This is a genomic window from Methylobacterium sp. J-026 (assembly GCF_022829585.1).
Lineage (GTDB): Bacteria > Pseudomonadota > Alphaproteobacteria > Rhizobiales > Beijerinckiaceae > Methylobacterium.
This window is the reverse complement of sequence record NZ_JAKSYC010000125.1, coordinates 1-17,949: the sequence shown is the minus strand read 5'-3', so window position 1 is coordinate 17,949 and position 17,949 is coordinate 1. Positions and strand designations below refer to the sequence as shown.

The 17,949-nt window shown below is 70.4% G+C and carries 19 protein-coding genes; 7 read left to right on the top strand and 12 right to left on the bottom strand.

Annotated features, from left to right (window positions below; genetic code table 11):
• Positions 1-2: 2 nt before the first annotated feature.
• The 4 genes from MKK69_RS12365 to MKK69_RS12350 are packed head-to-tail and all read right to left on the bottom strand — an operon-like array spanning position 3 to position 4,034.
• Entirely contained in the window at positions 3-800 is a 798-nt protein-coding gene (locus MKK69_RS12365) for an ABC transporter ATP-binding protein (RefSeq protein ID WP_243968169.1), read from the bottom strand.
• Positions 797-1,723 (bottom strand): ABC transporter ATP-binding protein, encoded by a 927-nt coding sequence (locus tag MKK69_RS12360; RefSeq protein WP_243968168.1) that lies wholly within the window; start codon positions 1,721-1,723, stop codon positions 797-799. Before MKK69_RS12360 ends, MKK69_RS12365 begins: the two co-directional genes overlap by 4 nt.
• The gene (gene livM / locus MKK69_RS12355) at positions 1,723-3,117 is read right to left on the bottom strand and encodes a high-affinity branched-chain amino acid ABC transporter permease LivM (RefSeq protein ID WP_243968167.1); all 1,395 of its coding nucleotides are present in this window, start codon (positions 3,115-3,117) and stop codon (positions 1,723-1,725) included. The genes MKK69_RS12360 and livM overlap by 1 nt, the downstream gene beginning before the upstream one ends.
• Positions 3,117-4,034, bottom strand: a complete 918-nt coding sequence (locus tag MKK69_RS12350; protein ID WP_243968166.1) for a branched-chain amino acid ABC transporter permease — start codon at positions 4,032-4,034, stop codon at positions 3,117-3,119. Before MKK69_RS12350 ends, livM begins: the two co-directional genes overlap by 1 nt.
• A 242-nt stretch (positions 4,035-4,276) precedes the next feature.
• Between MKK69_RS12350 and MKK69_RS12345 the strand changes: the two genes are divergently transcribed.
• The 5 genes from MKK69_RS12345 to MKK69_RS12325 all read left to right on the top strand — a co-directional run bounded on the left by MKK69_RS12345 (position 4,277) and on the right by MKK69_RS12325 (position 9,074).
• Positions 4,277-5,557 (top strand): dicarboxylate/amino acid:cation symporter, encoded by a 1,281-nt coding sequence (locus tag MKK69_RS12345; protein ID WP_243968165.1) that lies wholly within the window; start codon positions 4,277-4,279, stop codon positions 5,555-5,557.
• Between the two features lie 28 nt (positions 5,558-5,585).
• Positions 5,586-6,494 carry an amino acid ABC transporter substrate-binding protein gene (locus MKK69_RS12340; protein ID WP_243968163.1) on the top strand — a complete coding sequence of 303 codons (909 nt, stop codon included), beginning with the start codon at positions 5,586-5,588 and terminating at the stop codon, positions 6,492-6,494.
• A gap of 90 nt (positions 6,495-6,584) precedes the next feature.
• The gene (locus MKK69_RS12335; protein ID WP_243968162.1) at positions 6,585-7,271 is read left to right on the top strand and encodes a DUF1007 family protein; all 687 of its coding nucleotides are present in this window, start codon (positions 6,585-6,587) and stop codon (positions 7,269-7,271) included.
• Positions 7,272-7,369: 98 nt separating this feature from the next.
• Positions 7,370-8,296 carry a nickel/cobalt transporter gene (locus MKK69_RS12330; protein WP_243968218.1) on the top strand — a complete coding sequence of 309 codons (927 nt, stop codon included), beginning with the start codon at positions 7,370-7,372 and terminating at the stop codon, positions 8,294-8,296.
• Between the two features lie 61 nt (positions 8,297-8,357).
• Complete coding sequence (locus MKK69_RS12325; protein WP_243968161.1) at positions 8,358-9,074, top strand: hypothetical protein; 717 nt, start codon at positions 8,358-8,360, stop codon at positions 9,072-9,074.
• Here the strand turns inward: MKK69_RS12325 and MKK69_RS12320 are convergent, their stop codons facing one another.
• Together MKK69_RS12320 and MKK69_RS12315 are read right to left on the bottom strand one after the other, a co-directional pair.
• The gene (locus tag MKK69_RS12320; RefSeq protein WP_243968160.1) at positions 9,075-9,662 is read right to left on the bottom strand and encodes a histidine phosphatase family protein; all 588 of its coding nucleotides are present in this window, start codon (positions 9,660-9,662) and stop codon (positions 9,075-9,077) included.
• 149 nt (positions 9,663-9,811) lie between these two features.
• Positions 9,812-10,207 carry a VOC family protein gene (locus tag MKK69_RS12315; RefSeq protein WP_243968159.1) on the bottom strand — a complete coding sequence of 132 codons (396 nt, stop codon included), beginning with the start codon at positions 10,205-10,207 and terminating at the stop codon, positions 9,812-9,814.
• A 462-nt stretch (positions 10,208-10,669) separates the two neighbouring features.
• Here MKK69_RS12315 and MKK69_RS12310 point away from each other — a divergent pair, with 462 nt between their 5' ends.
• Positions 10,670-12,361 carry a methyl-accepting chemotaxis protein gene (locus MKK69_RS12310; RefSeq protein WP_243968158.1) on the top strand — a complete coding sequence of 564 codons (1,692 nt, stop codon included), beginning with the start codon at positions 10,670-10,672 and terminating at the stop codon, positions 12,359-12,361.
• Positions 12,362-12,412: 51 nt separating this feature from the next.
• Here MKK69_RS12310 and recF read toward each other — a convergent pair whose 3' ends face one another.
• Genes recF through dnaN form a run of 4 tightly spaced genes read right to left on the bottom strand, consistent with a single transcriptional unit; the run spans position 12,413 to position 15,220 of the window.
• Positions 12,413-13,549: a DNA replication/repair protein RecF gene (recF, locus tag MKK69_RS12305; RefSeq protein ID WP_243968157.1), complete on the bottom strand. Its 1,137-nt coding sequence runs from the start codon at positions 13,547-13,549 to the stop codon at positions 12,413-12,415.
• A complete protein-coding gene (locus MKK69_RS12300) occupies positions 13,542-13,838 on the bottom strand; it encodes a type II toxin-antitoxin system RelE/ParE family toxin (protein WP_243968156.1) in 297 nt (98 codons plus the stop codon). The genes recF and MKK69_RS12300 overlap by 8 nt, the downstream gene beginning before the upstream one ends.
• Positions 13,835-14,086, bottom strand: a complete 252-nt coding sequence (locus tag MKK69_RS12295; protein ID WP_243968155.1) for a type II toxin-antitoxin system ParD family antitoxin — start codon at positions 14,084-14,086, stop codon at positions 13,835-13,837. The genes MKK69_RS12300 and MKK69_RS12295 overlap by 4 nt, the downstream gene beginning before the upstream one ends.
• 12 nt (positions 14,087-14,098) lie before the next feature.
• Positions 14,099-15,220 carry a DNA polymerase III subunit beta gene (gene dnaN, locus MKK69_RS12290; RefSeq protein WP_243968153.1) on the bottom strand — a complete coding sequence of 374 codons (1,122 nt, stop codon included), beginning with the start codon at positions 15,218-15,220 and terminating at the stop codon, positions 14,099-14,101.
• A 309-nt stretch (positions 15,221-15,529) separates the two neighbouring features.
• Here dnaN and MKK69_RS12285 point away from each other — a divergent pair, with 309 nt between their 5' ends.
• Complete coding sequence (locus MKK69_RS12285) at positions 15,530-16,834, top strand: MFS transporter (RefSeq protein ID WP_243968152.1); 1,305 nt, start codon at positions 15,530-15,532, stop codon at positions 16,832-16,834.
• Between the two features lie 15 nt (positions 16,835-16,849).
• Here the strand turns inward: MKK69_RS12285 and MKK69_RS12280 are convergent, their stop codons facing one another.
• Both MKK69_RS12280 and MKK69_RS12275 read right to left on the bottom strand, forming a co-directional pair.
• Complete coding sequence (locus tag MKK69_RS12280; RefSeq protein WP_243968151.1) at positions 16,850-17,071, bottom strand: hypothetical protein; 222 nt, start codon at positions 17,069-17,071, stop codon at positions 16,850-16,852.
• Between the two features lie 347 nt (positions 17,072-17,418).
• Entirely contained in the window at positions 17,419-17,562 is a 144-nt protein-coding gene (locus tag MKK69_RS12275; RefSeq protein WP_243968225.1) for a hypothetical protein, read from the bottom strand.
• Between the last annotated feature and the right edge of the window lie 387 nt (positions 17,563-17,949).

The window sequence follows — 17,949 nt, the reverse complement described above, 5'->3', positions numbered from 1 at the left end:
GCTCATGCCCCCACCGGGCCGGCATGGCCCCCTTCCAGATAGGCCGCCTTGACGTTCGGATCGTCGAGGAGCGCGCGCCCGGTGCCGCTCATCGTCACCCGGCCGTTGACCAGAACGTAGCCGCGATGGGCGAGCTTGAGGGCGTGGTAGGCGTTCTGCTCGACGAGGAAGATCGTCATCCCCTCGGTCCGGTTTAGTTCCCGGATCGCGTCGAAGATGCCCTTCACCACCAGCGGTGCGAGGCCGAGCGACGGCTCGTCGAGGAGGAGCAGGCGCGGGCGGCTCATCAGCGCCCGGGCGATGGCCAGCATCTGCTGCTCGCCCCCCGACATGGTGCCGGCCCGCTGGTTCAGGCGCTCCTTCACCCGCGGGAACAGGGTGCAGACCTTCTCCAGATCCTCGGCGAAGAAGCGGCCGTCATGGAGGGCGGCACCCATCTGGAGGTTCTCGTAGACGCTCATCCGCGGGAAGACCCGGCGGCCCTCCGGCGACTGGGCGATGCCCAGCCGGGCGATGGCGTGGGTCGGCAGCCGGGTGATGTCGCGCCCGTCATAGGTGATCGTCCCCGAGCGCGCCTGGGGACTGCCGAACACCGTCATCATCAGGGTCGACTTGCCGGCGCCGTTGGCGCCGATCAGCGTGACGATCTCGCCCTCGGCCACGTCGAGATCGACGCCCCGCAGCGCCGCGACGCTGCCGTAATAGGTGGAGACGTCCCGGACCGCGAGGAGCGGCGGCTTGGCCCCCGCCTGGATCGCCCGGGTCTCCTCGACGAGGACGTTGATGCCGGCGACGCTCATACGGACGCTCCTGCCGGTGCGCCGGCCCGCGGCCCCGCCGCATGCGGCACGGTGATGCCGACCTCGGCCTCCACGGCCTCCACCTCCTCGTCCTCGACGCCGAGATAGGCGGCGATCACCTTCGGGTCGGACTGCACCTCCGCGGGCGTGCCGTCGGCGATCTTCTGGCCGTAATCCAGGACGACCACGTGGTCGGAGATCTGCATGACCACCGACATGTCGTGCTCGATCAGCAGCACGGAGGTGTCGTGCGCGTCGCGGATGTGGCGCAGGAGCCCGTTCAGCTCCGCCGATTCCCGCGGGTTGAGGCCGGCGGCCGGCTCGTCGAGGCAGAGCAGGACCGGGTCGGTGCACATCGCCCGGGCGATCTCGAGCCGCCGCTGCGCGCCGTAGGGCAGGGCGCCCGCCGGGTCGTCGGCCCGGTCCATCAGGTCGATGCGGGTGAGCCAGGCCTTGGCCCGCTCGATCGCGGCGGCCTGCGCGTCGCGGTAGGTCTTCAGGCCGAGCAGCCCCAGGATCGTGTAGCCCGAGGCCCGCATCAGCGGCTTGTGCTGGGCGACCAGCAGGTTCTCCAGCACGGTCATGCCCTGGAACAGGCGGATGTTCTGGAAGGTGCGGGCCACCCGGGCGGTGCTGTTCACCGCATGGTTCGGCAGGCGCTCCAGGAGATGCGTCGCGCCGTCGGCGTGGGCGAGGCTCAGCATGCCCTCGGTGGGTTTGTAGAAGCCGGTGATGCAGTTGAACACGGTGGTCTTGCCGGCCCCGTTCGGGCCGATCAGCGCGGTGATGTCGCCGCGCCTTGCCACGAAGGACAGGTCGGAGACGGCGGTCAGGCCGCCGAACCGCATGGTCAGGTGCTCGACGGCGAGCACCGGCGGGGCGGGGGCCTGCGCCGCCGCCCGGGGATCCGGTTGATGTGCCATCAGCCGTGCCCCTCGCTCACGTGGGCCCCCGAGACGGCGCGGCGCTCGCCGAGCGACACAGAGGGCAGGCGCACCGAGATCAGCCCGCGGGGCCGCCAGACCATCATGGCCACCATGGCGAGGCCGAACAGAAGCAGCCGGTACTCGTTGGGATCGAAGCCCTCGCCGAACACGGCCTTGAGGAAGCCGAGGTTGCGCAGCATCTCCGGCCCGCCGACCATCGCCACCGCGGCGATGGCGACGCCGACCTGGCTGCCCATGCCGCCCAGCACGACGATCGCCAGGATGATGGCGCTCTCCAAAAAGTTGAAGCTCTCGGGGCTGATGAAGCCCTGGCGCACGGCGAAGAACGAGCCGGCCACGCCCCCGAAGGCCGCCCCCAGGGCGAAGGCGGTGAGCTTCGTGGCCGTGGTGTCGATGCCGAGCGACCGGCAGGCGATCTCGTCCTCGCGCAAAGCCTCCCAGGCCCGGCCGATCGGCAGGCGGCGCAGGCGCAGGGTGACGAAGTTGGTGATTAGGGCGAGCCCGAGGATCAGGTAGTACAGGAACACGAGCCGGTGCATCGAATCGTAGGGGATGCCGAACCGGGCCGCGAATCCGTCCTCCCCCGCGGTGAACGGGATCCCGAAGAAGGTCGCCCGCGGGATCGACGAGATGCCGGCCCCGCCCCCGGTCACGTCGGTCCAGTTGATCAGCACGAGGCGGATGATCTCGCCGAAGGCCAGGGTCACGATGGCGAGGTAGTCGCCGCGCAGGCGCAGCACCGGGAAGCCGAGGATCATGCCCCACAGCCCGGCGAACAGGCCCGCCAGCGGCAGGCAGATCCAGAACGACAGGCCGAAGGTGGTCGACAGCAGGGCGTAGGAATAGGCGCCGACCGCGTAGAAGGCCACGTAGCCGAGGTCGAGGAGGCCGGCGAGGCCGACCACGATGTTCAGGCCCCAGCCGAGCATCACGTAGGTGAGGATCAGGATGCCGAGGTCGATCCAGTAGCGGGCCGAGGACAGGCCGCCGGTGGCCAGCGCCGCGATCATCGGCAGGGTCAGGGCGATGCCGATGAACAGCCAGACGCCGAGCTTGGCGTTCTTCTGGCCCGCAGCCGGCTCGCCATGAACCGCCTCGGTGGCCTGGGTCGGGGCCGGGGTCAGGGCCCGCCGGGCGTCCCGGCGCAGGAGCACGAGCCGCTGGATGAGGCGGACCACGAAGATCGCCGCGCACAGGGCCGCCACGAGCCCCCAGCGCGGCACCAGCACCAGGTCGGTTCCGGGGCCCGGATCGGTGCGGTAGGCGATGATCGGTACGCACAGGCCGAAGGCCACGAGGGCGTAGAGCCCGGCGTCGCGCAGGATTCCGGCCATCACCGAGCCGGGGAGCGCAGTCTGCGAACGGGCCATCAGACCTTCTCGACCTCCGGCCGGCCCAGAATGCCCGAGGGCATGAAGATCAGCACGATCGCCAGGATCGAGAAGGCGGCGACGTCCTTGTACTCGATGGAGAAATAGGCGGACCAGAAGGTCTCGATCAGGCCGATGATCAGCCCGCCGAGCACCGCCCCGGGCAGCGAGCCGATGCCGCCGAGCACCGCCGCGGTGAAGGCCTTCACCCCGGGAACGAAGCCGTCCGAGAACGACACGACGCCGTAATACATCAGGTAGAGGACGCCCGCGACCGCCGCCAGCGCGGCACCGAGCACGAAGGTCAGGGAGATCGTGCGGTCGACGTCGATGCCCAGGAGCGCCGCCATCTTGCGGTCCTGCTCGCAGGCGCGCTGCGCCCGTCCGAACGGGGTCCGCTGCACGAGGTACCAGAACCCCGTGAGCAGCACCGCGGTCACCACCATGATCAGCACCTGCTTCCAGGCGAGGAACACCGCGTAGCCGTCGCGCTCGAACAGGGTGATCCCCCCCGACAGCATCGGCGGCGTCGGCTTGTTGCGCGCGCCCTGCACCACCTGGACGAAGTTCGACAGGAAGATCGACACGCCGATCGCCGAGATCAGCGGCGCCAGCCGGAACGAGCCGCGCAGCGGCCGGTAGGCCACGCGCTCGATCGCCCAGCCCCACAGGGCGGTGAGCACCATGGCGACCACCAGAACCACCAGGAAGGCCAGGGCGATGGAACTGACCCCGAGCCACGTGGTCAGGATCAGGAAGGTGATCAGGGCGATGAAGCACGAGACCATGAAGACGTCGCCGTGGGCGAAATTCACCATGCCGATGATGCCGAACACCATGGTGTAGCCGATGGCGATCAGGCCGTAGATCGAGCCGAGCGTCAGGCCGTTGATCAACTGCTGTACGAAGACGTCCATGAACTCTCGCGCACGCTGGTTTCAGTGCCGCCCGCGCAGAGCGCAGGCCGCACGGCGGGGCAAATCCCGTACCGCAGCCGTAGCACGAGGGCCACAGGTTTCATCCCCGCGCGGGCGTCGCGCGAAAACAGTCGACTAGCCGAGTAACATCCCCCGAATGGGCTTGCGTATGGCGTAGATCGTGCTTCACGTTAACGAACTTTATGCTCGATCATCCCGAGCCAAGGCGAGGAGCAGTACCGATGACGGGTTCGCGGCTCACGACGATGATTTTCATCGGCATGCTCCTGGGGATAGCGGTGGGCTACGCCTGCAGCATCACCTGGCCCGATCCGCAGACCGCCAAGGAGATCGCCGGCTACATCGCGCTGATCTCCGACGTGTTCTTGCGGCTGATCAAGATGATCATCGCGCCGCTCGTGTTCTCGACGCTGGTGGTCGGCATCGCCCATCTCGGGGATACGGCCGCGGTGGGCCGCGTCGGCGGCAAGGCGCTGCTGTGGTTCGTCGGCGCCTCGTTCTGCTCGCTGATGCTGGGCCTGATCCTCGTGAATCTCATGCAGCCGGGCGTGAACCTGAACCTGCCGCTGCCCGATGTCGGGGCCAACACCGGCCTCAAGACCGCCTCGCTCTCGCTCAAGGAGTTCGTCACCCACCTCGTGCCCAAGAGCGCCGTGGAGGCGATGGCCAACAACGAGATCCTGCAGATCGTGGTCTTCTCGATCTTCTTCGGCGTGGGGCTCGCCGCGCTCGGCGAGAAGGGCCGGTTCCTGGCCAAGGGCATCGAGGGCCTGGCCGACGTCATGCTCAAGGTGACGGGCTACGTGATGATGTTCGCCCCGGTGGCGGTGTTCGCGGCGATCGCCGCGACGATCACCACGCAGGGGATCGGGGTGCTGATCACCTACGGCAAGTTCCTCATCGAATTCTACATCGGCCTCGGGGTTCTCTGGTCGCTGCTGATGTTCGTCGGCTTCCTGATGCTCGGGGGCAACGGCATCATGCGGCTGATCAACCTGATCAAGGAGCCGTTCGTGCTCGCCTTCTCGACCGCGTCGAGCGAGGCGGCCTATCCGAAGATGCTGACCAACCTCGAGGAATTCGGCGTGCCCAACCGCATCACGTCCTTCGTGCTGCCGATGGGCTACTCGTTCAACCTCGACGGCTCGATGATGTACTGCACCTTCGCGGTGATGTTCATCGCCCAGGCCTACAACATCCCGCTGACCTGGGGTCAGCAGCTCACGATGCTGTTCCTGCTGATGGTCACCTCGAAGGGCATGGCCGGCGTGCCGCGCGCCTCGCTGGTGGTCATCTCGGCGACCCTGGCGCAGTTCAACATCCCGGAGGCCGGGCTGCTGCTGATCATCGGCATCGACCAGTTCCTCGACATGGGCCGCTCGGCCACCAACGTGCTGGGCAACAGCGTCGCCACCGTGGCGGTGGCCAAGTGGGAGGGGCAGCTCACCGCCACCGACCAGCGCCTCGACCATGTCGGCACCGTGCCGTCGCCGGCGGAATAGCGGCGGGGCGCGGTTGGGAGGGCGGGTGATGGCGATGCGGTCCGTGGCTGTTCTGGTCCTGGCGCTGGCGGGCGCGCACCCGGCCGCGGCGGTCGAGGTGCTCACCGGCACCCTCAAAAGCGTCGCCGAGCGCGGCGAGATCGTGCTCGGCTACCGGGAGAGTTCGGTGCCGTTCTCCTTCGTGGAGGGCAGGAACCCGGACGGTGCGCCCCGGGCGATCGGCTACGCCCTCGACCTCTGCGGCGAGGTCGCCGACGACGTCCAGGCGGCGATCGGCCGGCCGGTGAAGATCCGCTACGCGCCGATCACCGCCGAGAACCGCATTGCCGCGGTGACATCCGGCCAGATCGACCTCGAATGCGGCTCGACCACGGCCAATGCCGAGCGGCGCCGGCAGGTCGCCTTCTCGCCGGTGGACTATATCAGCGCCACGCAGCTGCTCGTGAAGCGGGCAGCGGGGATCGCCTCCTATCGCGACCTCGGCGGCAGGACCGTGGTGGTCACCGCCGGCACCACCAACGAGAAGGCCGTGCGCGACCTGCTCGGCCGGCTCAAGATCGACGCGAAGGTGGTGACGGCCCCCGACCACGCCGCCTCCTACGCGATGGTGAAGGCCGGCCAGGCGGATGCCTTCGCCACCGACGACGTGCTGCTCTACGGGCTGATCGCCACCGACGCCCGGGACGGGGCGAACTACACGGTGCTGCCCGACAAGCTCTCCTACGAGCCCTACGGCATCATGTTCCGCAAGGACGATCCGGAACTGGCCGGGATCGTCAGTCAGACCTTCACCCGGCTGGCGGAATGCCGGGCCCTGCGCTGGACCTACGAGCGCTGGTTCCTCAAACGCCTGCCGAACGGCGAACGCCTCGACATCCCGATGTCGAACGACCTGCGGGTGAGCTTCCAGCTGATGGGCCTCGACACGGGGGAGTGAGCGGCCGGGGCGCCTCGCTTTCGCCCCACCGGCGGGCGAGGAGGGACCGCTTCGACAGCCTCCCTCCCGCCGCGAGCGTGCCCCCGCCCCATGCTGATCGCCGCGCACCGCCCGACCCTGCGAGCGCTGCTCGCCGCAGCCCTCGCCTGCGCCGCCTCGGCGGCCTCGGCCCATCCCCATGTCTGGGTGACCGCCAAGGCGCAGCTCGTCTATGCGGACGGCAGGCTGGTCGGCGTGCGCGACACCTGGCGCTTCGATCCGGAATACACCGCCTTCGTCACGCAGGGCCTCGACGCCAACAAGGACGGCACCCTCAGCCCGGACGAACTCGCCGGGCTCGCGGCCGAGAACGCCGCCAACCTCGCCGAGTTCGGCTACTTCACGAAGCTGAAGGTCGGCGGCCGGGAACAGGCCTTCGCCGAACCGGAGGAGCCGGCGGCGCGGATGGAGGACGGGGCCCTGGTCATGACCTTCCTGCTGCCGCTGAAGAACCCGGTCCAGCAGGGCCGGGGGGTCGCCGCCCTGGAGGTCTACGACCCGACCTACTTCGTCGCGTTCGCATTCGCGGACGGGTCCGACGCGGCCACCCTCGCCGGCGCCCCCCAGGGCTGCGCCGCCACCGTCACGCGCCCGAAGACCGAGCCGCCCAAAATCGCGCAGCCCGAGACCGCGGAGGCCGGGTCCCCGGGCATGACCGAGGCGTTCTTCGAGGCGCTCACCGCCGCCTCCGGCTACGGGGTGCAGTTCGCCAGCCGGGTGCTGGTGGCATGTCCCTAGGCATCGCCCCGAAGGATGGCCGCCGGCTTTCGGACGGGGGCGATGCGCTGGGCATCGGGATCGCCGGGACGGGGCGTCTGGCGCTGAGGCTCGGCCTCATGGCCCTCGCCGTCGGACTGGCCGCGCTCCTGGCCGCCGGAATCGCGTGGCTCGTCGCCCCGGGCCTCGCCGTGCCGCCGCCACGTTCGCCCTTCGGGATCGGTTTTCGCGAAGCCGCCCCGGTCACGACCGGCCTCGGCGGAATCATCCTGGCCCTGCAGGCGAGCTTTTCCCGCAGCCTCAACGTCGCGGTGAGCGCGCTCAGGGGCGGCGGCGACTGGCGCCCGCTGATCGGGCTCGCCTTCGCCTACGGGGTGTTCCACGCCGCCGGCCCCGGCCACGGCAGGGCGGTGATCGCCGGTTACATCCTGGCGGGGGAGCGGGCGCTCCGGCGCGGCTGCGCGCTGAGCCTCTGCGCCGCCCTGCTCCAGGCCTGCGTGGCCGGGGCGATCGTCGGGATCGGCAGCCTGATCCTCGACGCCACCGCGGCGAGCATCACCCGAGCCGGGACGCTGATCGAGACGATGAGCTTCACGCTCGTAGCCCTGGTCGGCCTGGTTCTGACCTGGCGCAAGGCCGGGCGCCTCGCCGGTCTCGGCGCCGCCTGCGGCCCCGGCTGCAGCCATATGCCGGGGCCGGAGGCCCTCGACACCCTGGAGACCTGGCGGGCCCGGGCCGGGGTGGTCCTGGCCGCGGGATCGCGCCCCTGCGCGGGGGCGGTGCTGGTCCTGGTCTTCGCGGTGTCGCAGGGCGTGCCGGGGGCGGGAATCCTGGCGGTCCTGGCCATGGCGCTGGGCACGGCGCTGACCACCACGGCGCTCGCCTGCCTTGCGGTCTTCGCCAAGCGTGCGGCGCTGCGCCTCGCCGGCGGGCGGGGTCGGGCGGGGATCCTGGCGCTCGGCGGCCTGGAACTCCTGGCCGCCGCCTTCGTGCTGGTGCTCGGGGTCGCGATGCTCTCCGGCCGCGCGCCGGGCCTGGGCGGCTGAGGGCCCTCGCCAACGGGTCCGCGCCGTGCGAGGCTGGTCGCCTCCGACGAGGGCAGCGCCGATGCACGCCGACTTCGAGCCGATCCTGAACTGGCGCCTGCTGCCCGGGTCGCATCCCTTCCCCGGCCCGGACGGCGGCACCTGCATCAACGAGGCGGCGATCGTGGCCGCGGGCCTGCCCTACCGGGCGATCCGCTCCAGCGCGGATTGTCCGCCGTGCTTCTCGCGGCCGATCGCGGCCTACGCCCTGGGGCTCAACGACGCCATGCCGGACGCGGTCCGACCGCACCTGATCGCCTTCGTGCTGCGCCTCGCGGGCAGCGCCGATACCCCCGCGGTCGAGAACGCCCGGACCGGACGCCTCGCCCTGGACAGCATCCGCGCGATTCTCGCGCCCCTCTGCGTCCTGGCCGGCATGGCCGAGGACGCGGCGGCCTGCACCGGAGCGCCGGACCTGGAAGCGGCGCTGGCGGCCGCCAAGGCGGCGGCATGGCGCGCCGGGACGTTGTCCGAGGCGGCGGGCCGGGCACGGCGCTGGCGCGCCGGCGCCCTGACCGCGGCCGTTTCCCGGACCGCCACGGCGGCCCAGTCCGCAGGGGCGGATGCGCGCTGCGCCGCCGAGGTCGCCGAGGAGGCCGCCCCCTTCATGCCCGACACGTGGCTCCGGGCCTGCGCGATCCTCGACGCGGCCCTGTCGATCGGACGGCAGGCGCCGGAGATCGCCCTCGCGGGAGCCCGGGAGCGCCTCGATGCGGCGCGGGCGCTAACCCCGGCCTGATCACGCGGCGGCGGGTGCGGCGTCGAGGTCGAGCTCGATGGAGCCGCAATTCTCCAGGAACATGCCGGTGAGGTGATAGAAGAACGTGCCGTGCCCCACGACCGCGATGGTGTCCTCGGGCCGCACCCGCAGCCAGTCCCGGAACGCCGCGACCCGGGCATCGAACAGGGGACGTGGCTCCACCGGATAGCCTCCGACCTCGCAGCCGGGCTCGGCATGCCACCAGACCTCGGGCAGATGCCCGACATCGAGATGCGGGAACTCGGCCGCGATCTCCGAGGCGGCCCGCCCCACGTCGCAGCTGCTCTCCTGGCACTCGCGGTGCAGCACCTCGACCAGCACCCGCGGCCGGCGCGGATGGTCGCCGAACAGGATCGCGGCGGTCTCGATCGCCCGGGTCAGCGGCGACACCACCACCAGATCGAACGGGACCGCGTGCAGCCGCTCCCGCGCGGCCCGGGCCTGGGCGCGGCCCTCGGGCGTCAGCCGCGCGTCGGGCAAGCCGGGATCACCACCCCCGAGCCGGTGGGCGGCGTTGAAGGTCGATTGTCCGTGGCGGATGCAGACGATGCGGGTCTTGTGCGGCATGGATCCCGGCTAGCGCATCGTCCCGAAAATCGGAACCGGGACGATGCGCTGGCTTTTCGACGCAGACCGTCTTTTACTCGACGGCCTGGACCCGCCGTTCGGGACGATGCGCGCGGCTCCCCGGCGGATGGCCGCCGATCCGGATGCGGTCAGGCGAAGCGGCCGCCGCGCTGGATGACCTCGATCTTGTACCCGTCCGGATCCGTCGCGAAGAAGAACCGCGCCAGCACATCCGCGCCGTGCTTGAGCGACTTCACGTCCGTGGCCGTGAAGCCCTCGCGCCGGTGCCGCGCGTGCTCGGCCTCCACGTCGTCGACCACGAAGGCGATGTGGCCGTAGCCGTCGCCCAGGTCGTAGGGCTTGTCCCGGTCCTTGTTCACCGTCAGCTCCAGCTCGAACGGCGAGGCGGGATCGCGCAGGTAGACGAGGGTGAAGTCCGGGAAATCGTAGCGGTCCGACACCTCCAGTCCGAAGGCGCGGGCGTAGTAGTCGCGCGCACGCGTCTCGTCGAGGACGCGGATCATGGCGTGGACGGGCTTGGACATGCTTCGACAGTTCCGTGTTCTGGCGGAGAGGGCGGTGCCCGGCACATGTGGCGCCGGACCGCGCCGGCGGAAAGAGCGGTCGTTCCGGAGGATCATCGCGCCCGGCGGGTGAGAGGGCCGCGCACCGGTTCCGCCACCTCCATCCCGGCCCATCAGGGGACGGACAGATCGGCACAAGCCGCTGTCGGGGTCTCGAGCATGCCGGTCGATCGTTCCCGAACGCGCGCTTTCAGTATCTCTTTCGCAAGAACCGTCCGACTCCGGATTTATAGTCGTCGAAATTCCAGAAAATTCGGGTATATCGCGGAAGTTATTCGATCAAGAGCATGTATATTGATATAGATCGCCATAGATATTTGTAAATATATTGACCGCATAATTCGATTTTTCGCAGATTTTTAAGATACAGAATCTACACAGGACGGAATCCTTCTCACAGTGCCAAACCCGGAGGGCAAGGCTATGCTGCGGCTGTCGAACATCAAAGTGCTGCCCAAGCTGGCGGCCGTCATCGCACTGATCAGCCTGATCGTCGGCGGATGCGTCTGGTACGCACAATCGCGCATGACGAAGATCGACGACGCATACAGCAGCTTCATCGTCAACGAGGCGGCGGCCGTCGCCGAGACTCGCTACCTGAACCGCCTGATGACGGAACTCAACTACTGGGTCTATCGCGTCATCGCGGAGACCGAACCGGATCAGATTCAGGACGCCAATAAAGGCTTCGAGGCCGCGGTGCCCAAGGTGAAGGCGTTGCTGCCCGTTCTGCGTTCTCATGCGCCGACTTTCGCGACGCGCATCGATGAACAGGCGACCCGCATCGAACGCTACCTGCGCGACGTGAGCGAGGTGCGCCGACTCGGCTCCGCCAACCAGAACGACAAGGCCATTGCGCTGGTCCATTCGGCGATCGATCCGATTTTCTCGATCTTGCTGGCCGACGGCAGCCAGCTCGCCCTGGACATTGCGGCCTATACGTCGAAATCGTCGGACGACCTGACCAATCAGACGAATGAAACGCGGCAGAACCTGATGATGTTCAGCGCCATGGGGATGCTGGCAGGCCTGGTCGCTGCGGTGTTCATCGCGGTATTCGGCATCACGCGCCCGCTCGATCGCCTGGTCAAGGTCCTGCAGCGCATGGCAAAGGGCGAGATCGAGGCCGAGATCGCCGAAGCGGCCCGCCGCGATGAGATCGGCGCGGTCGGCAAGGCGGTCGAGGGCATCAAGGCGATGGTGGCGCGGAAGGCGGCCGAGGAGGCGGAGGTCAAGCGGCGCGCCGACGAGGCCGCCATGGCCGAGCGGAAGCGCACCATGCTGGAGCTGGCGGACGGATTCGAGCGGGCGGTCGGCGGCATCGTCGGGCTGGTCTCATCCTCGGCCACGGAACTGCAGGCCACCGCCCAGAGCATGACGTCGAGCGCCACCGAGACGGCCAGCCAGTCCACCACCGTCGCGGCGGCGGCCGAGCAGGCCTCCGCCAACGTGCAGACCGTGGCGGCGGCCGCCGAGGAATTGGGCTCGTCGGTGCAGGAGATCGGCCGGCAGGTGCTCGGCTCGGCCAACCTCGCCCAGACGGCCGTCGGCGAGGCCGACCAGACCCAGCACCTCGTGCAGGAGCTGAGCCAGGCGGCCAGCCGCATCGGCGAGGTGGTCGGGCTGATCTCCAACATCGCGAGCCAGACGAACCTCCTGGCGCTCAACGCCACGATCGAGGCGGCGCGCGCCGGTGAAGCCGGCCGCGGCTTCGCCGTGGTGGCGGCCGAGGTCAAGGAACTGGCAGCGCAGACCGCCAAGGCCACGGAGGAGATCAGCCAGCAGATCGGCCAGATCCAGGGGACGACCGGTCAGGCGGTCTCGGCCATCGACACGATCACCGCGCGCATCCGGGAGATCAACGGGGTCGCCACGACCATCGCGGCCGCCGTGGAGGAGCAGGGCGCGGCGACGCAGGAGATCGTCCGCAACGTCTCCCAGGCGGCCACCGGAACGGATCAGGTGACGAGCAACATCACGGGGGTGGCCCAGGCCTCGGAAGCCACCGGTGCGGCCGCCAGCCAGGTGCTCGGCGCGGCCGGCGAGTTGTCGCGCCAGTCCGAGTATCTCAGCGCCGAGGTGTCCCGCTTCCTGGCCACGATCCGGGCCGCCTAGCGCAGCGTCACGAGACCCAACCCCCACCGTTCCGGCGGCTCTGCCGGGAATCTAGGCTCCGATCCGCAGCACCTCGGTCCGGTCGCCGGCCTGCGCGAAGGCGGCCGGGTCGGCGCCGGTCATCCAGACCTGGCCGGGCAGGGCATCGAGCGCCTCGAACAGGCCGGCCCGGCGGCGCGGATCGAGATGCGCCGCCACCTCGTCGAGCAGGATCACGGGGGCGATGCCGCTCATCGCCCGCACCAGCCGGGCATGGGCGAGGACGAGGCCGATCAGCAGGGCCTTCTGCTCGCCGGTCGAGGCGGTGCCAGCCGGCACGTCCTTGGGGCCGTGACGGACCACGAGATCGCTGGTCTGCGGCCCGATCAGCGTGCGGCCCGCCGCCCGGTCCCGGTGGCGGCCGTTGCGCAGGGCGAGGCGGAAGCGGTCCTCGGCCTCGATGGCCGGCCAGACCGCGACGAGGTCGTCGAGGTCGCCCTCCAGGCGGATCGACGCCCAGGGGAAGGGCTGCGCATCGTCCCGGGTCTCGGCGATCAGCCGGTCCAGGCGCTCCGCGGTCTCGCGACGGGCGAGCGCCACCGCGACGCCGAGTTCGGCGACCTCCCGCTCCACCGCGTCGAGCCAGCGATCGTCGTCGGTCCGGTCCTCCAGGAGGCGGTTGCGCGAGCGCAGGGCCCGCTCCATCGCGGAGACCCGGGCGCCGTGGCCGGCATCCACCGCCAGCACGAGGCGATCGAGGAACCGGCGCCGGTCGCCCGCCGCGCCGCGGAACAGGCCGTCGAGATCCGGCGTCAGCCAGACCACCCGGACGAATTCGCTGAAGGCCACCGGAGAGGAGGCCGGGGCGCCGTCGATCCGACAGAGCCGGCTCGTGCGGCCGTCCGGACCCGGCGGCTCCAGCCCCGTGCCGAGCCGGTGCTCGGCGCCGTCCCGGTCGAGGGTGAGCGACACCGCGAAGCCCCCGGGACCGCCCGATCGCGCCATGGTGGCGAACTCGGCCCGGCGCAGGCCCCGGCCCGGCACGAACAGGGAGATCGCCTCCAGCAGGTTGGTCTTGCCGGCGCCGTTCTCGCCGACCAGGGCCACGAAGCGGGCGCCGGGGTTCAGTTCGAGATCGGCGTGATTGCGGAAGTCGCGGGCGATCAACCGGGTGAGGCGTGTGGATCGAGCCGTGTCGAGTTCACTCATAAGGCGGCACGATGGAGCGGTCGCGCGCCGAGTGCAGCACGCGATCGATCGAAATGCGGTCGTCGAGGTTGGGATGAAGGATCAAGGAAGATCGGAATCTGAGGATCCGTACGTTGAGAGCCATCTCCGGGGCGGGCCTGCCCATCATCGGCCGGCGACCGCGCGCCTGACAACGGGTGCGCAGCTCCGGGACGACGCTGCGGGCGCGCGTCGGATTGTCGGCCGCCATGAAGTCACCGATCTCGCGCCGATCGGTTCGGGCTCGCCGCCACACGACGACAGGCTTCAAGGGCCGGCCTTTTCCATGGCGGCATAGCGCGCCGCCAAGGCATCCGGCGTGGCGCCGAGCGGCTCGTGATCTCCACTCGCGACGCCCTCCCGCCAAGCCTCAGGCATCGTCGCGAGGCGATCCTCGTGCGGGCGGAGCAACGCGACACCGGCCGCCACCGCCTCCTCCGGCGAACCGTAGCGCCCCGCCGCGATCAGGCGATCGCGTGAGGCTTCCTGACCGGGATCGCGGATGACGGTTTTCGGCATGGCAGCCTGCACCTACACCCGCATCGGCATCAGCACGTAGAGCGCCGGCGCCCCCTCGCGATCCTGGATCAGCGTCGGCGAGCCCGGATCGGCGAGCTTGAACAGCGCGGTGTCGCCCTCGAGCTGCGCGGTGATGTCGAGGAGGTACCGGGCGTTGAAGCCGATATCGAGGCCGGCCGCCTCGTAGTCGACGTCGAGCTCCTCCGTGGCGCTGCCCGAATCCGGGTTGTTGACCGAGAGCGCCAGGCGCCCCTCGCTGAGCCCGAGCTTCACCGCCCGCCCGCGCTCGGACGAGATCGTCGAGACCCGGTCCACCGCCTTGGCGAAGGCGTCGCGCTCGATGGTCAGACGCTTGTCGTTGTTGGCCGGGATCACCCGCTGGTAATCCGGGAAGGTGCCGTCGATCAGCTTGGAGATCAAGGTCAGGCCGCCCGCGAAGCGCAGGCGGATCTTGGCGGGCGACAGGTCGACCGCCACGGTCTCGCCGCCGTCGTCGAGGAGCTTCTGGATCTCGGCCACCGCCTTGCGGGGCACGATCACGCCCGGCATGCCGACGCTGCCCTGCGGGGCCGGGATCTCGACCCGGGCCAGCCGGTGTCCGTCGGTGGCCACCGCGCGCATCACCGGGCCGCCCTCGGTCTCCAGCGTGTGCAGGTAGATGCCGTTCAGATAGTAGCGCGTCTCCTCGGTGGAGATCGCGAACTGCGTCTTGTCGATCAGGCGCTTGAGGTCGGCGCTCGCGATCTCGAAGCCGTGGGGCATCTCGCCGGCGGCGAGATCCGGGAAATCGCCTTCCGGCAGGGCGCCCAGGGCGAAGCGCGAGCGTCCGGAGCGGATCGTCATCTGACCGGATTCGCCGCCGGTCTCCAGAGAGACCTGGGCGCCGTCGGGGAGCTTGCGGACGATGTCGTAGATCACGTGCGCCGGCACGGTGGTGGCGCCCGCATCGGCGACGTCGGCCGGCACGCTCTCGGTGACCTCGATGTCGAGATCGGTCGCCCGCAGCTGCAGGCTCGAACCCTCCGAGCGCAGGAGCACGTTGGAGAGGATCGGGATCGTGTTGCGGCGCTCGACGACCCGGTGCACGTGGCCGAGCGACCTGAGCAGGGCCGCGCGCTCGACAGTGACTCTCATCGCAATACTCGAGTGGTGGGGACGGCGCCGCGGCCGGCATCCGTCGCGGAATATGGCCGTTCAGCTTGGCGAACGGGACCGGGGAACGCAAGGCCGGCGCGGGTGCACCGCACAGCGACCCGAGCGGGTTTCGCACAGGAGCCCCGCGGTTTTGCGCCGGGAACCCGCACTCGATCATAACCCTGAGCAGGCGCGCGTCGGTCCGCGAACGCGGCCCTTCTCAGGTCCGGCCGCCGGATTCAGGGTTCCCGCGCGACCCGCCGCGTGCGAAAGCGCCGCGACCGATCCCGATCCGTTTCCGCCAGAACCATGCTGCAGACCGTAGAGACCGCCGACGCGACAGGCGCGGCACCGAGCGCTGGCCGGATCCTGGCCGCGAGCTTCGTCGGCACGGCGATCGAGTTCTTCGATTTCTACATCTACGCCACCGCCGCCGCGCTGGTGATTGGACCGGTCTTCTTCCCGGCCGGGGCGCCGGGCGTGCAGCAGCTCAGCGCCTTCGCGACCTTCGCGATCGCCTTCGTGGCGCGCCCCGTGGGGGCGGCCCTGTTCGGGCATTTCGGCGACCGGGTCGGCCGCAAGGCGACCCTGGTGGCCTCGCTCCTGATCATGGGCCTCTCCACCGTCCTGATCGGCTGCCTGCCGAGCTACGCCGCCGTCGGCTGGTGGGCGCCGGCGGCCCTGTGCGTGCTGCGCTGCGGCCAGGGCATCGGCTTCGGCGGGGAATGGGGCGGGGCGGCGTTGCTCGCCGTGGAGAACGCGCCGCCGGGCCGGCGCGCGTGGTACGGCATCTTCCCCCAGCTCGGCGCGCCAGTGGGCTTCGTCCTGGCCAATCTCGGCTTCCTGGCCCTGAGCTTCGGCCTGTCCTCCGAGAGCTTCCAGGCCTGGGGCTGGCGCCTGCCGTTCCTGGCCTCGGCCGCGCTCGTGGGCGTCGGGCTCTACGTCCGGCTGAAGCTCACCGAGACGCCGGCCTTCAGGGCGGCCCTCAGCCAGGCGCGCCCGGAGCGCGTGCCCTTCGCCACCATGCTGACGCAGCACGGGCGCGCGGTCCTGGTCGGCACCTTCGCGATGGTGGCGGTCTACGCGGTGTTCTATCTCTCCACCGTGTTCGCCCTGGGCTACGGCACCGGCACCCTCGGCTACCCGCGGCCGACCTTCCTGCTGTTCGAATGCATCGCGGTCTGCTTCATGGCCTTGGGCATCGTCGTGTCGGGCGCCGCGGCGGACCGGTTCGGTCGCAGGCCAGTCCTGCTGTCCGGGATGGGTGGGGTGTTCCTGCTGGGCTTCCTCATGGGGCCGATGCTGGGCACGGCCGCCGGGACCGGGTCATGGCCACCGGTCCTCGGCTTCCTCTGCCTCAGCCTCATGGCCATGGGCTGGGTGTTCGGCCCGATGGGCGCCGTCCTGCCGGAGCTGTTCCCGACCCGGGTCCGCTACACCGGGGCCTCGGTCACCTACAACCTCGCCGGGATCCTGGGGGCTTCCGGGGCGCCCTACATCGCCCAGGAACTCGTCGCCGTCGGCGGAATCGGCTTCGTCGGAGTCTATCTGGCCGCCGCCGCGATCCTCAGCTTCCTCGCGGTCCTGGCCATGCCGGAGACATCCGGCCGCTGAGTGGCGCGGCCCGGCTCAGGGCCGCCCCGGCGCGGCGGGCTCGAAGCGGCCGAGGAACCGGGTCCGCTCCCAGAGCTCGATCGTGCAGCGCCCCACCATGGCGCGGACCTGACGGCGCGCCTGGCCGTCGTCCTCGGCCGCGACGATCTCGGCGGAGGCGACGCGTCCGGCGCGGTCGAGCTTGAACGCCCGATAGGCGCGGCTGCGACGGGCGGTATCGGCATTCAACGCGAGCATCGGCTCCTCCATCGCACAGGAGCGTTCCAGCAGAGGGTTAACCGATCGTGAACGGCGTGCGCCCGGCCCGCATCGGCGCGGCCGGGACCATCCGAGGCGTTGGAGGTGGTGGAGGATCGAACGGTGCGGTGCCGTCTGCACCACCCCCACCCCTGACCCCTCCCCGCAAGGGGGGAGGGGGAGACGCGCCTCGCACCCGCCGTCACCCGTATCCGGCAGCGCCGCGTGAACATCGGCCGCCAGGGAACCGGATTGGTGCGGGATCGCGTGTCCCGGTGCGATCCGTGCCCTCCAACGGAGGCCTCCCCGGTCCCCGAGGCGGACATCGTCGGGCCCTGAGAAAACCGTCAGCCCTGCTTGTCCAGCGGGCGCCCCAGGAGGCGGGCGAACTCGGCCTCGATCTCCTCGACGGAGAACGGGTTGCCCGAGGTCTTGGCGTCGGGTTTGGGCGCCGACGGCGCCGGCTGCGGCGCGGGTGGCGGCCGGAACACCGGCGGTGCCTTCGGCGGCACTGCGGGCGGGAGCGGAATCGGGGCGGGGGATGGCGGCTGCGGAGGCTGGGGTTTCTGCTGGGCAGCCGGAACAGCGGCCGGGAGGACCGGCGGCGCGGGGGTGGCGACGGTCGGCACCGGTTCGGCCGGCGCGACCGGCGGGGCGGACGCCATCGCGGCGGCCAGCGGATCGACAGCGTCCGGCGGGGCGGGAGGGTCCGGTTGCGGCGGGGCGAGGGGCGGCGGCGGCGCAGCAGGTCGGACATGCCGACGATCAGGGCGTTGGCGTCGGTGACGCTCGGATCGAGCGGTTGCCGACGGGCGAAGGCGAGCAGCCGGTGGGTCAGCGCGGCGGCCCGGTCGGCCGAACTCATCGCCGTGTCGAGA